This is a genomic window from Amnibacterium sp. CER49 (genome assembly GCF_029846255.1).
Taxonomy (GTDB): domain Bacteria; phylum Actinomycetota; class Actinomycetes; order Actinomycetales; family Microbacteriaceae; genus Amnibacterium.
On record NZ_JARVWQ010000002.1, the window covers coordinates 465,684 to 479,623 of the forward strand.

Here is a 13,940-nt window from a genome sequence, read left to right on the forward strand (position 1 = left end):
GACGAAGGCGCCGCCGTCCCCGGCGGCGCCTGATCGTCGGCGGGCTCAGTTGCCGCCAAAGCCCTGGAAGCCCGACGGGGCGGGTGCCGAGGCGACGCCCACGTTGTACGAGCCCGAGTTCACGATGTTCGAGGAGTCGAGCTCGCGGAGCTGGCCCTCGATGTAGTTCTTCAGCTTCTGCCGGTACTCGCGCTCGAAGGTGCGGAGCTCGTCGATGCGGTGCTCGAGCACGGCACGCTCCTGGTCGAGCGAGCTGATCTGCTGACGCTGCTTCGCCTCGGCCTCGGCGACCACGCGGGCGGCGGTGGCGTGGCCCTCCGCGATGAGCGCATCCCGCTTCTCGACACCCTCACGGACGTGCTCCTCGTGGAGCCGGCGCGCGAGCTGCAGCAGGTTGTTCGTGTTCGAGGGGTCGATGGAGCCGACCGAGCCGACGTCGACCTGCCCGGTCGGGTAGCCGAGCTGCGGGGCCGGCTGCTGCGTCTGCTCGCCCGTCGGGGGCTGGTTCGAGCGCTGCAGCTCGGCGATGCGCGACTCGCTCGCGATGAGGCGCTGGCGGAGGTCCTCGTTCTCCTGACCGAGGCGGCGGAGCTCGACGACCACCTCGTCGAGGAAGTCGTCGACCTCGTCCTGGTCGTAGCCCTCGCGGAACTTCGTCGGCTGGAAACGCTTGTTGACGACGTCTTCAGGCGTGAGGGCCATGCTGTGCCACCTTCATGGTCTGCGGATGAAGCGGATGCGGTCCCGACAGGCTAGCGCGGGCCCGCGTTCGGGGGCCGATCGACGACGGGCGTGGCGTGGCGTGTCGTTGCGGAGCCGATACCTGTGGGACGACCCTCCCGGCGGGGCCCGGGCACGCCGACGGGCGCCCTCGGCGGCGGCCGCCGGAGGCGGTCGGGACGTCGGGGCGCGAGGTCGGCGGAGCGGCGCCGGGCGCGCTCAGCCCGGGAAGCCGGCGTCGATCTCCCCGGTGTCGCTCGGGTCCTCGCCGGACACGTTGATGTGCTCGGGCGAGAGCAGGAACACCTTGCTGGTGACGCGCTCGATACGGCCGCGGAGACCGGTCGAGAGGCCGGAGGCGAAGTCGACGAGCCGTCGGGCCTCGGCCTCGCTCATCTGCGTGAGGTTGATGATGACGGGCGTGCCTTCACGGAAGTGCTCCGCGATCGCCTGGGCGTCGCGGTACTGCTTCGGGTGCACGGTGAGGATCTCGTTCAGCTCGGGCACGACCCCGCGGAGCGGCTGCCGCTTCGGCAGCGGCGTGACGGGCGCTCGCTGCACCGCGGGCGCCACCGGCACCGGCGGCTCGACCGGCTCGTCGTAGTCGTCGTACTGGTCGTCGGCGAGGCCGAGCCAGACCATCGACTTACGGATCGGGTTGGACAATTGGATCCTCCACGGGCTGACGCGCCCGCCCCCCGCGGTGCCGCCCGAGGGCACCTTAGCGAACGGGCGGTCGCGGCCCCGTGATCGCCACGCCGATGCGGAGGTGTGTCGCACCGGCCGCGATCGCCGCCTCGAAGTCGCCCGACATGCCCGCGGACATCGCGGTCGCGCCGGGCGCGACGCGGCGCACGCGCTCGCCGACGGCGGCGAGGCGCGCGAACGCCCGGGCGGGCTCCTCCCCCTGCGGCGCGACGGCCATCACGCCGAGCAGCGGCAGGCCCGCTTCGAGGATCCGCTGCGCGAGGCCCTCGGCGTCGTCGGGCGCGGCGCCGCCCCGCCCGGTCGCGCCGCCCGTCAGGTCGATCTCGAGGAACGCGGACGTCGGCACGGGGGCGAGCGCGTCGACGAGCACCGCCCGGTCGACCGAGTGGATCACGTCGGCGTAGCGGGCGACCTGCCGGGCCTTGTTCGTCTGCAGCTGCCCGACGAAGTGCCAGGTCGCGTCCGGGAGCGCCGCGGCCTTGTCGCGCGCCTCGGGGTGACGGCTCTCGCCGAAGTCGGTCACGCCGAGGGCGGCGAGGCGCTCGATCAGCGCGAGCGGCTGGAACTTCGTGACGACGATCGTCACGACCTCGCCGGGGTCGCGACCGGCGGCGCGGGCGGCGTCGGCGACGCGGCCCCGCACCTGCTGCAGCCGCCCCTCGAGCCCGTCGTCCTCCGTCATCGCGCCCTCGACGCTAGCCGAGCCCTCGCTCCCCCGCCGTCGACGTCGTCGCGCCGCGGGCACGCGTATGCCGTCGGGCCCCGTGTAGCCGGACGAGCGCCGACAGAGGTGCCGACGGCATGCAGAAGCCGGGCTGGCCGGAGCTGGAGGCATGGCAGGCGCCGAGCCGTGCGGTCAGACGGCCGACCTTCGGAACGGGAGCCCGGGCGCTCGCGCGCGCCCGGGCGGAGTGCCAGCGACGTCTTCGATGCGCTCGCGGATCGAAGACAGTGAGCACCGCCCCTGAGTTCCTGCGCTAGCGCAGGAACTCAGGGATGTCGAGGTCGTCGTCGTCCTGGTCGTCGTAGCCGCCGTCGAGGTCACTCGTCTGGGTGAGCGTCGTGGTCTCGGCGACGAGCTGCCACTCGTGCGAGCCGGTCGAGTTCGCGTCGGCGACTCCCGGACCCGCGGTGGCGCTGCGAGCGGACTCGACGAAGCTGCTGCGGCGGACGTCGCGGGCGCGGACGCCCTCGCCGTCGAAGCCGGCGGCGATGACGGTGACCCGCACCTCGTCGCCGAGGGTGTCGTCGATGACGGCGCCGAAGATGATGTTCGCCTCGGGGTGCACGGCCTCCTGCACGAGCTTCGCCGCGTCGTTGATCTCGAGGATGCCGAGGTTCGAGCCGCCCTGGATGGACAGCAGCACGCCGTGCGCGCCGTCGATCGACGCCTCGAGCAGCGGTGAGGCGACCGCGAGCTCGGCGGCCTTGATGGCGCGGTCGGCGCCGCGGGCGGAGCCGATGCCCATGAGCGCGCTGCCGGCGCCCTGCATGACGCTCTTCACGTCGGCGAAGTCGAGGTTGATGAGACCAGGGGTCGTGATGAGGTCGGTGATGCCCTGGACGCCGGCGAGCAGCACCTGGTCGGCGGTCTGGAAGGCCTCGACGATCGAGATGCCGCGGTCGCTGATCTCGAGCAGCCGGTCGTTCGGCACGACGATGAGCGTGTCGACCTCGTTGCCGAGCGACTGGACGCCGCGCTCGGCCTGCGCGCCGCGGCGCTTGCCCTCGAAGGAGAACGGCTTCGTGACGACGCCGATGGTGAGCGCGCCGATCGACTTCGCGATGCGGGCGACCACGGGCGCGCCGCCGGTGCCGGTCCCGCCGCCCTCACCGGCGGTGACGAAGACCATGTCGGCCCCGGCGAGGGCCTCCTCGATCTCCTCCGCGTGGTCCTCGGCGGCGCGCCGGCCGACCTCCGGGTCGGCGCCGGCACCGAGGCCCCGGGTGAGCTCGCGGCCGACGTCGAGCTTCACGTCGGCGTCGGAGAGGAGCAGCGCCTGGGCGTCGGTGTTGATCGCCACGAACTCCACGCCGCGGAGGCCGAGCTCGATCATGCGGTTGACGGCGTTCACGCCGCCGCCGCCGACGCCGACGACCTTGATCACGGCGAGGTAGTTCTGGTTCGTCGTCACTCTGGGAGGGGCCTTCCGTCGGGTCCTCAACCTCTACTTGAGGGTGAAAGTCCTGGTCTGCGCGGGGTTCGCAGACATGACGGTAAGCGGAAGCACCATGCGGTGCCGTGTCGACGCGCCGCGAACGAGGGCCTTGGGTCGCGGTCTCAGCGGGTCGCGACGACGCCCGGCGCCGACACGTCGATCACGTGCGCGCCCCGCGCCGCCGAGACGAGCGCGGCGCTGAGCGCGGCCGCCTTCGCCGCGCTCCGCTCCGCGCTCCCCCACTCGACCCGGCGGCCGTCCGCGAGGACGAGCACCACGTCGTCGGCGCTGCGCGCCGTGAGCGTGGTCACCCGTGACGCGATCGGCCGCGGCAGCGCGGCGAGCACGGCTCCCGCCGACGCGCCGGCAGCAGCGGGTGCCTGCGCGGGCACCACGACGAGCGGGTAGCCCGACCAGCGGCGCGCCGCGGTCGCGAGGTGCACCTGGGCCGCGTCCACGAGGGCGTAGCCGGTCGGCGTGCGCACCTGCCCGACGGGCGTGCGCTCGACCACCTCGACCTGCAGGCGGTCGGGCGGCAGGCGGACCGCACGGAAGCTCTGCACGCGCGCGACCCCGCCGACGGCGCGGGCCACCGCGCGCTGGTCGACGAGCGCGATCGGTACCCCGACCTCGGCCGCGAGGCGGGCCCGGACGGCCGCGGCGACGGCCGGGCTCGCCCCGGTCACGACGACCTGGCGCACGGCGAACGCAGGCGACACGGCGAGCAGCAGCGGCGCGGCCACCGCGAGGGCGAGGAACCCGCCACCGCCGAGCAGCACGAGGCGGCGACGCCGGGCGGACCGGGTGAAGCGACGGACCTCCGACGCCTCGGCCCGGCGCCGCGCGCGTCGCGCCGCCCGGAGCGCCGCGCGATCCTGCCGCGGGGATGGCAGCGCCGCGCCGGCGACCCGTGCCTCCGGGTCGTCGCCCGCCGCGGGCTCCGCGGGCCGGACGAGCAGGTCGAACGTGTCGGTCCCGGTCACCGGGCGGAGACCGGCTGCCCGGAGCGCGCCGCGAGGGCGTCGAGGATCTGCGGCACGAGCCGGTACACCGAGCCGCACCCGAGCGTCACGACGAAGTCGCCGGGCCGGGCGAGCTCGGCCACCTTCTCGGCCGCCGCCCCCCAGTCGGGCACGTAGTCGACGGCGGCGGCGTCGGTGAAGCGCTCGCTGACGAGCGCTCCCGTGACGCCCGGCACCGGGTCCTCCCGGGCGCCGTCGACGTCGAGCACCACGGTGTGGTCGGCACGGCGCTCGAGCACCTCGGCGAAGCGGCCCGCCATGGCCTGCGTGCGGGAGTAGAGGTGCGGCTGATGCACGGCGAGGATGCGCCCGTCGCCGACGACGGTGCGGGCCGCGGTGAGCGCCGCGTCCACCTCCGCCGGCAGGTGCGCGTAGTCGTCGTAGACGCTGATCCCGTCCACACGACCCTTCAGATCGAACCGCCGACCCGTGCCGCCGAAGCGCGCGACGGCCGCGGCGGCCTCGTCGAGCCGGTACCCGAGGCCCAGCAGCACGGCGACCGCCCCGGCCGCGTTCAGCACGTTGTGCCTGCCCGGGATCCGCAGGGTCAGGTGCACCGAGCGGCCGCCGGCGGAGAGCACGCCAGAGGCGGGACCGTCGGTGCGGATGTCGGTGACGCGCACGTCGGCCTCGGGCGACTCCCCGTAGGTGCGCACCGTCCGCTCCGGGATCGCCGCCCGGACCCGACGGGCCCCCGGGTCGTCGGCGTTGATCACGAGCAGCTCCGACGCCTGCGTGCCGAACCGCACGAACGCGTCGTCGAACGCCTCCACGGTGCCGTAGTGGTCGAGGTGATCGGCGTCGACGTTCAGCACGAGCGCGATCGCCGTGTCGTAGAGCAGGAACGAGCCGTCCGACTCGTCCGCCTCGATGACGAAGAGGTCGCCGCTCCCGAGCCGGGACGAGGTGCCGAAGTCCTTGATCACACCGCCGTCGACGAAGCCCGGGTCGGCGCCGAGCGCGTCGAGGGCGACCGCGATCATGCCGGTCGTGGTGGTCTTGCCGTGCGCGCCCGCGACGGAGACCAGCCGGTCGTCGCCGATCAGCGCCTTGAGGGCGTGCGAGCGGTGCAGCACGGGGACGCCGCGACGGCGGGCCTCGGCGAGCTCCGGGTTGTCGGGCCAGAGCGCGCTCGTGACGACGATCGCGTCGACGTCGCCGACGTTCCCGGCCTCGTGCCCGATCGAGATCGTCGCCCCGAGCCCGCCCAGGGTGTCGGTGTTCGCGTTCCGAGCCCGGTCCGAGCCGGACACCGTCGCCCCGCGGGCGAGGAACAGGCGGGCGATCCCGCTCATGCCCGCGCCGCCGATGCCGACGAAGTGCACCCGGTCGAGCCGGGCCGGGATCGGGACGTCGAGGTCGGGCTTGATCGTCATGCGCCGAACCCTACGCGCGCCCCGTCGCCGAGCACGGTGCGGGCGAGGCGCGTCATGCGGACCGCCCCGTCGCGGACGCCGCCCGCCTGGGCCGCCTCGGTCATCGCGGTGAGGCGCACCGACGAGGCGAGCAGCGGCAGCACGCGGTTCCGCACGGCCTCCGGCGTGAAGTCGGCGTCGTCGACGAGCAGGGCGCCGCCCGCGCGGACGACCCCGGCGGCGTTGAACCGCTGCTCGCCGTTGCCGACCGGGTAGGGCACGTAGACGGCGGGGATCCCGAGCGCCGACAGCTCGCTCACGGTCGAGGCGCCCGCGCGGGACACCGCGAGGTCGGCCACCGCGAGCGCGAGGTCCATCCGGTCGGCGTACTGGAGCATCCGGTAGCCGGGCAGCCCCGGGTCGTCGACGTCCCCGCGGCTGCCGGCGAGGTGGAGCACCTGCCAGCCGGCGTCGAGCACGGCGCGCGCGCTCGCGGTCACGGCGCGGTTGATGCGGTCGGCGCCGAGCGAGCCGCCCGTGACGAGCAGCACGGGCCGGTCGGCGGCGAGGTCGAAGAACCTGAGCGCCTCGCCGCGCACCGCGGCGCGGTCGAGGGCGGCGATCTCGCGCCGCAGGGGCATCCCGACGACCTCGGCGTGCGGCAGCGGGGTGCCGTCGAAGGTGACGCCGACGGCCGTCGTGAGCCGGGCGCCGAGCCGGTTGGCGAGGCCGGGCTTCGCGTTCTGCTCGTGCACGGCGATCGGCACCCGGCGGCGGCGCGCCGCGAGGTAGGCGGGTGCGGCGGCGTAGCCCCCGAACCCGATCACGGCGTCGACCCCACGATCGGCGAGGTGGCCGGCCGTCGTGGCGATCGAGCCGAGCACCGCCCGCGGGAAGCGCACCGCCGCCGCGTCGAGGCGGCGCGGGAACGGCAGGCGCGGGATCACGAGCAGCTCGTAGCCGCGGGACGGCACGAGCCGCGCCTCGAGCCCCTCGGCCGTGCCGAGCACGAGCACGTCGTCGCCCTGCGCCGTGAGCTCGTCGGCCACGGCGAGCAGCGGGTTCACGTGGCCGGCGGTGCCGCCGCCGGCGAGCAGCCAGGTGGTCACGCGGATCCTCCTCGAACGGGTGCGGGTCGATGACGGAGGGGCGGGGCGGACGGCGCCCGACCGTCCTTCGACGCGTTCGCGAGCGCCATGACCGCGCCGACGGCGAGCAGGTTCGCGATCATCGACGACCCGCCCGCGGAGACGAAGGGCAGCGGGACGCCGAACACGGGGGCGAGCCCGAGCACGACCGCGATGTTCGCGAAGGCCTGGCCGACGAGCCACGCGAGCGCCATGCCGACGGCCGCGCGGGTGAACCGGTCGCGGCTCGCGGTGACGATGCGGAGCGCGACGACAGCGAGCGCGACGAACAGCAGCAGCAGCACGAGCAGCCCGACGAGGCCCGTCTCCTCCCCGATCACGGCGAGGATGAAGTCGTTGTCGGCCTCGGGCAGCCAGAACCACTTCGACACCGAGTTGCCGATGCCGACGCCGAACAGGCCACCGTTCGCGAGCGCCCAGATCGCCTGCTGCGCCTGCCAGCAGGTGCCGAGCACGTCGCCGTTGCACCCGTGCGACCAGGCCGCGAGCCGGTCGACGCGGGACCCGCGGGAGGCGGCCGCGAGGCCGAACACGAGGGCGGCGAGCACGGTGAGCGAGCCCAGGGTGGCGATCCGCACCCCGGAGAAGTAGAGGCCCGCGAGCACGATGAGCCCGATGATCATCGAGGTGCCGAGGTCCTTGCCGAGCAGCACCACGAGGATCGCGAGCGCCGCCGGCAGCAGCACCGGCAGCAGGCCGACGAAGCCGAGCCGCTCGGCCTTGCGGCGGCTCAGCACGGCGGCGATGAGGAGCACGAGGCCGAGCTTCACGAACTCCGAGGGCTGCAGGGTGAACCCGGCGATGCGGATCCAGTTGCGGTTGCCGTTGACCGTGAGCCCGAGCGGCGTGAGCACGGTGAGCAGCTGCACGACGACCGCGCCCGCGAAGACGATGGGCGCCGACCGCAGCAGCACCGCGGGCTTCAGGCGGGACACGAGCAGCATGAGCGCGACGCCGAGCGACTCCGCGATCGCCTGCCGGCCGAAGTCGGCGTACGGGTTGCCGACGCGCTGCGACTGCTCGACCGAGGAGGCCGACAGCACCATGAGCAGGCCGAAGGCCGCGAGGAACAGCGTGATCGCGCCGAGGGCGTAGTAGTCGGGTGTGCCGACGCGCGAGAGCGGCGGCAGCGCCACCCGCACGGTCCGCATGCGGCGTCGCACGAAGAGCGGGATCACGTCGGCGGTGCGCTGCACGGCCGTCTCGGTCTCCATGCGCCTCCTGAGCTCGGGTGCGGCTCAGCCCCCCGCCGCGCGGACGGCCTCGGCGAAACGCCGGCCGCGGTCCGCGTAGTCGGTGAACTGGTCCATCGACGCCGCCGCCGGGGCGAGCAGCACGACGTCGCCGGGTGCGGCGAGGTCGAGGGCCGCCGCCACGGCGTCCGGCATGACCCGATCAGTCTCCCCCGCGGTCACCTCCGCCACGGGGACGTCGGGTGCGTGTCGCCCGAGCGCCGCGAGGAACGCGGACCGGTCGGCGCCGATCAGCACGACGCCCGCGAGCCGGCCGGCGGCCGCCTCGACGAGCGGCGCGACGTCGACGCCCTTCGTGAGGCCGCCCGCGACCCAGACGACGCGCTCGAACGCGCCGAGCGACGCGGTCGCGGCGTGCGGGTTCGTGGCCTTCGAGTCGTCGACGAAGCGCACGCCGTCGATCTCGCCCACGGGCTGGATGCGGTGCGCGTCGAGCTCGAACGAGCGCAGCGCGTCGCGGATCGCGACCGGCGGCACGCCCGCCGCGCGGGCGAGCGCCGCGGCGGCGAGCACGTCCTGCACCACGTGCGGGGCCGCGAGGCCGTGCTCGGCGAGGTCCTCGACCGTCGTCAGCTCGAGCGCCGACCGGCGGCGGTCGTCGAGGAACGCGCGGTCGGCGAGGATGCCGTCGACGACGCCGAGCTCCGAGACCGCGGGCACCCCGAGGGTGAAGCCGACGGCCCGTGCCCCCTCGACGACGTCGGCGTCCTCGACCATGCGCATCGTGACGGGATCGTCGACGTTGTAGACGCAGGCGACCCTCGTGCGCTCGTAGACGTGCGCCTTCGCGGCGATGTACGCCTCGCGCGAGCCGTGCCAGTCGAGGTGGTCGTCGGCGATGTTGAGGCAGACGCTCGCGAGCGGGCTGACGAGGTTCACCCAGTGCAGCTGGTAGCTCGACAGCTCGACCACGAGCACGTCGTGGCCGCCGGGCTCGCGGATCGCGTCGAGCACGGGGCTGCCGATGTTGCCGCACGCCCGGGCGCGCAGGCCGCCCGCCTGCAGCATGGCGGTGGCGAGCTGCGTCGTGGTGGTCTTGCCGTTCGTGCCGGTGATCGCGATCCACTCGGCGGGCGCGCCCTCCTTGTCGCGGAGGCGCCAGGCGAGCTCGACGTCGCCGAGGACGGGGATGCCGGCCGCGGCCGCCTCGGCGAGCGCGGGGACGTCGGGGTGGTAGCCGGGGCTCACGACGACGAGCTCGGCGCCGTGCTCGCGCACCGCGGCGGCCTGCGCGGCCTCGTCGCCCGCGACGAAGCGGGCACCGATCACGTCGATCAGCTCGATGCGGTCGGCCGCCGCGCCGGCGCCGGTGACGAGGACGTCGCAGCCGAGCTCGACGAGGGTGTCGGCGACGGAGAAGCCCGTCACCCCGGCGCCGAGCACGGCGACCCTCAGCCCCCGCCAGTCGGCGGACCAGCTGGTGAGGCCGGCGACGCGCTCGGCGGGGCTCACGCGCTCGTCCGGGACAGCCACTCGAGGTAGAAGAGGCCGACGCCGAGGCCCGCGGAGAGGCCTGCGATGATCCAGAACCGCACGACGACGGTGACCTCGGCCCAGCCCTTCAGCTCGAAGTGGTGGTGCAGGGGGCTCATGAGGAAGATCCGCTTGCCGCGGGTGACCTTGAAGTAGGCGCGCTGCAGGATCACCGACCCGGTGACGATGACGAAGAGGCCGCCGATCAGCACGAGCAGCAGCTCGGTGCGGCTGAACACGGCGAGGGCGGCGAGGGCGCCGCCGAGGCCGAGCGAGCCGGTGTCGCCCATGAAGATCTGCGCCGGGGAGGTGTTCCACCAGAGGAACCCGATGAGCGCGCCGGTGATGCATGCCGCGACGATGCCGAGGTCGAGCGGGTCGCGGACGTCGTAGCACTTGAAGAGGTTCGCCTTCAGCACGTCGCCCCGGAAGCACGACTGGTTGTACTGCCAGAAGCCGATGATGATGTACGACCCGATCGCGAAGATCGACGACCCGGTGGCGAGCCCGTCGAGGCCGTCGGCGACGTTGACGCCGTTCGAGGTCGACGTGACGATCGCCTGGATCCAGACGACGAAGACGATCACGCCCGCGACCGCGCCGAACAGGCCGACGAAGCTGAGCACCTGGCCGTTCACGGTGAGGTCGCGCACGAACGAGACGGCCGTGTCGGCGGGCGTGACGCTGCGTCCCTTCAGCTCGCGCGGGAACTGCAGCGACAGCAGCGCGAAGACGGTGCCGACGATCACCTGACCGGCGACCTTCGCCCAGCCGCCGAGGCCGAGGCTGCGCTGGTTGCGGGTCTTCAGCAGGTCGTCGGTGAAGCCGACGAGCCCGAGCCCGACCATGAGGAACAGCACGAGCAGCGGCGAGACGCTGATCGCCCGGCTGGAGGTGAGGCAGCCGACGAAGTAGCCGAGGACCGAGGCGAGGATGATGACGACGCCGCCCATGGTGGCGGTCCCGCGCTTCGCGTGGTGCGTGACCGGTCCGTCGTCGCGGATGAACTGGCCCCACTGCAGCCGGTGGAACAGCCGGATGAACAGCGGCGTCAGGAACAGCGTGAAGAGCAGCGCGAAGGCCGCGCCGGTGAGGAGCGCCTGCACCTAGGCGCCCCTGCTCCAGCGCTCGCCGAGGCGATCGCCGAGGTGGCGCAGGCCCGCCGCGTTGGACGACTTGACGAGCACGGTGTCGCCGGGCTCGACGATCGCGGCGAGCAGCGCCTCGGCCTCCTCGATGGTCGGGGCGTAGAGGCTCTCGCCGTTCCAGGAGCCCTGCGCCTCGGCGGAGAGGTGGATGCGCTTCGCGCCCTCGCCGACGACGAGGAGCTGGTCGATGTTGAGGCGCACCGCGAGGAGGCCGACGCGGTCGTGCTCCTCACCCGCCAGGTCGCCGAGCTCGGTCATCTCGCCGAGCACCGCGATGGTGCGGCGCGGCCCGATCTGGGCGAGCGTCTTGAGCGCCGCGGCCATGGAGTCGGGCGAGGCGTTGTAGGCGTCGTTCACGACCGTGACGGGGTCGGTGGCGAGCACCTCCATGCGCCAGCGCTCGGCGCGGGGCACGGCGACGAGGCCCTCGACGATGGTGTCGATGCCGATGCCGAGCGCGTGCGCGGCGGCCGCCGCGGCGAGCGCGTTCATGACGTGGTGCTCGCCGAGCACCTGGAAGCGCACCTCGCGGGACTCGCCGCCCGGCAGGCGCAGCACGAAGGTCGTGCCCTGCGCGGTGGCGTCGATGTCGGTCGCGGTGACCTGCGCCTCGGGCGTGAGGCCGAACCAGAGCACCGTCGCGCTCGTCCGCTCGGCCATGCCCGCGACGCGCGGGTCGTCGCGGTTCAGCACCGCGACGTCGTCGGGGACGAGGTCGGTGACCATCTCGGACTTCGCGGTGACGGTCCTCTCGATGCCGCCGAACTCGCCGGCGTGGGCGAGACCGACCTTGAGCACGACGCCGACGTCGGGGTGCGCGAGCGACACGAGCCGCGCGATGTCGCCGATGTGGCTCGCACCCATCTCGGCGACGAGGTACTCGGTGTCCTCGGTGATCTCGAGCATGGTGAGCGGCCCCCCGACCTCGTTGTTGAACGAGGCGCGCGAGGCGACGGTCGCCCCCGCGCGGCCGCAGATCTCGCGCAGCAGGTTCTTCGTCGTCGTCTTGCCGTTCGAGCCGGTGATGCCGACGATCTTCAGGCGCCCGCCGGCCTTGCCCCGGCGCACCACCTCGGCGGCGAGCGCGGCGAGGGCCTCGGTCGCGTCGGCCACGACGACCTGCGGCACCGGCAGCGGCAGCACGCGCTCGACGAGCAGCAGCACGGCGCCCTTCTCGACGGCGGCGGCCGCGAAGTCGTGGCCGTCCATGGCCTCGCCGCGGCGGGCGACGAACACGCCGCCCGGCACGACGTCGCGGGAGTCGGTCTCGACGGGGCCGGCGACCACCGTGTCGGCGGTCGCGTCGGTGCCGTCCGTGGCGAGCGTGCCGCCCGTGGCGCGGGCGATCTCGGAGAGCTGGAGGGCGATCACGTCGCTACTGCTCGTCCGGCCCGGCGTAGGCGGGCTCCCAGCCCGCCTCCTGCAGCGCGACGCGAGCGTCGCTTCGAGCCGAGTACGGCAGCTTCACGCCGGCGACCTCCCGGTAGTTCTCGTGGCCCGGTCCAGCGTAGAGGATGCTGTCCCCCTCGCCCGCGAGACGGACCGCGAGCCGGACGGCCTCGCGGGGGTCGGGCACCTCGTGCAGCTCGCCCTCCGGGCGGGCAGCGCGGGCGCCCTGCAGCAGGGCGGCGCGGATGGTCGCCGGGTCCTCGCTGCGGGGGTGGAAGTCGGTGATGACGACGGCGTCGGCCTCGCGGGCGGCGATGGCGCCCATGTCGGCGCGCTTCGTGCGGTCGCGGTCGCCGTCGGCGCCGAACACCATGACGACACGGCCGGGGGTGACCTTCCGGAGCGCCTTGAGGGTGGTCTCGAACGCGTCGGGCGTGTGCCCGTAGTCGAGGTAGAACGCGGGTCCCCGCGCGCCGGAGAGCCGCTCGATGCGACCCGGGATGCGCGCGTCGATGCCGCCGTCGCGGGTGAGCACGTGGTCGATCTCGCCGAGGTCGATGCCGCCCTCGACGAGCATCACGATGGCGAGCGCCGCGTTCGCGGCCATGTAGGCGCCGAAGAACGGCACGCTCGTCGACAGGGTGCGGCCGTCGGGACCGTGGAGCGTGAACGCGGTGCGGTCGGCGCTCTCGTCGGTCACCTCGACGTGCCAGTCGGCGTCCGCGTCGCCGAGCGCGACGGTGGCGATCGGGATGCGGGACTCGTCGGCGATGCGCCGGCCCCACTCGCCGTCGACGAGCACGACGCCGCGGGACGCACGGTCGGGGTCGAAGAGTGCGAGCTTCGCGGCGAAGTACTCCTCGAGGTCGCCGTAGTCGTCGAGGTGGTCGTGCGAGAGGTTCGTGAAGCCGGCGACGTCGAACACGACGCCGTCGACGCGGTGGCGGCTGAGCGCCTGCGCCGAGACCTCCACGGCGGCGGCGCGGACGCCCGCCTCCTTCATGCGGGCGAGCATCGCGTGCAGGTCGCTCGCCTCGGGCGTCGTGAGCGACGAGACGAGCGTGACGTCGCCGACGCGGCGCTCGGCGGTCGAGGTGAGCGCCGAGAGGATGCCGAGCTGCTGCAGCACGCCGTCGAGCAGGTGCACGACGCTCGTCTTGCCGTTCGTGCCGGTGACGGCGTAGAGCTGCGGCAGGCCCGAGTCGGTGCGGTACACGAAGCTCGCCACGGCCCCGAGCGCGGCGCGCGGGTCGGCGGTGACGAGCACGGGCACCTCGAGCCCGGCGATGAGCGCAGCGCCCGCCGGGTCGGTGAGCACGCCCGTGGCGCCGGCCGCGACCGCGTCGGCGGCGTAGGCGGCCCCGTGCGCGTTGCGGCCCTGCAGGGCGACGTAGAGGTCGCCGTCCTCGATGCCCTTCGAGGAGAGCGAGACGCCCTCCACCTCGGCCTCGCCGAGGTCGCCCTGCGTGTCGAAGCCGAACTCCTCGGCCAGGCGTGCGAGCGACCGGGGTACCGGATGCTCGGGTCGGAGGCCCTCGCCCATCCGCTCCCTCTCCTCGTTGCGC

Annotated in this window: 12 protein-coding genes; all 12 read right to left on the reverse strand. The window is 74.0% G+C overall.

Going from position 1 to position 13,940, the window contains the following annotated elements; translation table 11 throughout:
* Positions 1 to 45: 45 nt before the first annotated feature.
* The 12 genes from QDR37_RS12150 to QDR37_RS12205 all read right to left on the reverse strand — a co-directional run bounded on the left by QDR37_RS12150 (position 46) and on the right by QDR37_RS12205 (position 13,918).
* Entirely contained in the window at positions 46 to 702 is a 657-nt protein-coding gene (locus QDR37_RS12150) for a DivIVA domain-containing protein (RefSeq protein ID WP_279714038.1), read from the reverse strand.
* 237 nt (positions 703 to 939) lie between these two features.
* On the reverse strand, positions 940 to 1,386 hold the full coding sequence (gene sepF, locus QDR37_RS12155; protein WP_279714039.1) for a cell division protein SepF: 447 nt from the start codon (positions 1,384 to 1,386) through the stop codon (positions 940 to 942).
* A 55-nt stretch (positions 1,387 to 1,441) separates the two neighbouring features.
* The gene (locus tag QDR37_RS12160; protein ID WP_279714040.1) at positions 1,442 to 2,110 is read right to left on the reverse strand and encodes an alanine racemase; all 669 of its coding nucleotides are present in this window, start codon (positions 2,108 to 2,110) and stop codon (positions 1,442 to 1,444) included.
* A gap of 295 nt (positions 2,111 to 2,405) precedes the next feature.
* Positions 2,406 to 3,563 (reverse strand): cell division protein FtsZ, encoded by a 1,158-nt coding sequence (ftsZ, locus tag QDR37_RS12165; protein ID WP_279714041.1) that lies wholly within the window; start codon positions 3,561 to 3,563, stop codon positions 2,406 to 2,408.
* A 146-nt stretch (positions 3,564 to 3,709) separates the two neighbouring features.
* On the reverse strand, positions 3,710 to 4,570 hold the full coding sequence (locus QDR37_RS12170; protein ID WP_279714042.1) for a cell division protein FtsQ/DivIB: 861 nt from the start codon (positions 4,568 to 4,570) through the stop codon (positions 3,710 to 3,712).
* Positions 4,567 to 5,985, reverse strand: a complete 1,419-nt coding sequence (murC, locus tag QDR37_RS12175) for a UDP-N-acetylmuramate--L-alanine ligase (RefSeq protein ID WP_279714043.1) — start codon at positions 5,983 to 5,985, stop codon at positions 4,567 to 4,569. Before murC ends, QDR37_RS12170 begins: the two co-directional genes overlap by 4 nt.
* Positions 5,982 to 7,073 (reverse strand): UDP-N-acetylglucosamine--N-acetylmuramyl-(pentapeptide) pyrophosphoryl-undecaprenol N-acetylglucosamine transferase, encoded by a 1,092-nt coding sequence (locus QDR37_RS12180; RefSeq protein ID WP_279714044.1) that lies wholly within the window; start codon positions 7,071 to 7,073, stop codon positions 5,982 to 5,984. Before QDR37_RS12180 ends, murC begins: the two co-directional genes overlap by 4 nt.
* Positions 7,070 to 8,326 carry a putative peptidoglycan glycosyltransferase FtsW gene (locus QDR37_RS12185; RefSeq protein WP_279714045.1) on the reverse strand — a complete coding sequence of 419 codons (1,257 nt, stop codon included), beginning with the start codon at positions 8,324 to 8,326 and terminating at the stop codon, positions 7,070 to 7,072. Before QDR37_RS12185 ends, QDR37_RS12180 begins: the two co-directional genes overlap by 4 nt.
* Before the next feature lie 24 nt (positions 8,327 to 8,350).
* Positions 8,351 to 9,838 carry a UDP-N-acetylmuramoyl-L-alanine--D-glutamate ligase gene (gene murD / locus QDR37_RS12190; protein ID WP_279714046.1) on the reverse strand — a complete coding sequence of 496 codons (1,488 nt, stop codon included), beginning with the start codon at positions 9,836 to 9,838 and terminating at the stop codon, positions 8,351 to 8,353.
* Complete coding sequence (mraY, locus tag QDR37_RS12195; RefSeq protein WP_279714047.1) at positions 9,814 to 10,944, reverse strand: phospho-N-acetylmuramoyl-pentapeptide-transferase; 1,131 nt, start codon at positions 10,942 to 10,944, stop codon at positions 9,814 to 9,816. The genes murD and mraY overlap by 25 nt, the downstream gene beginning before the upstream one ends.
* Entirely contained in the window at positions 10,945 to 12,357 is a 1,413-nt protein-coding gene (gene murF / locus QDR37_RS12200) for a UDP-N-acetylmuramoyl-tripeptide--D-alanyl-D-alanine ligase (RefSeq protein ID WP_279714048.1), read from the reverse strand.
* Positions 12,358 to 12,361: 4 nt separating this feature from the next.
* Entirely contained in the window at positions 12,362 to 13,918 is a 1,557-nt protein-coding gene (locus QDR37_RS12205) for a UDP-N-acetylmuramoyl-L-alanyl-D-glutamate--2,6-diaminopimelate ligase (protein ID WP_279714049.1), read from the reverse strand.
* Between the last annotated feature and the right edge of the window lie 22 nt (positions 13,919 to 13,940).

Bases quoted from the DNA above. Each gene is read 5' to 3' on its own strand.
- QDR37_RS12160 (WP_279714040.1), bottom strand. From the start codon at position 2,110: ATGACGGAGGACGACGGGCTCGAGGGGCGGCTGCAGCAGGTGCGGGGC.
- QDR37_RS12205 (WP_279714049.1), bottom strand. From the start codon at position 13,918: ATGGGCGAGGGCCTCCGACCCGAGCATCCGGTACCCCGGTCGCTCGCA.
- murC (WP_279714043.1), bottom strand. From the start codon at position 5,985: ATGACGATCAAGCCCGACCTCGACGTCCCGATCCCGGCCCGGCTCGAC.
- QDR37_RS12150 (WP_279714038.1), bottom strand. From the start codon at position 702: ATGGCCCTCACGCCTGAAGACGTCGTCAACAAGCGTTTCCAGCCGACG.
- QDR37_RS12185 (WP_279714045.1), bottom strand. From the start codon at position 8,326: ATGGAGACCGAGACGGCCGTGCAGCGCACCGCCGACGTGATCCCGCTC.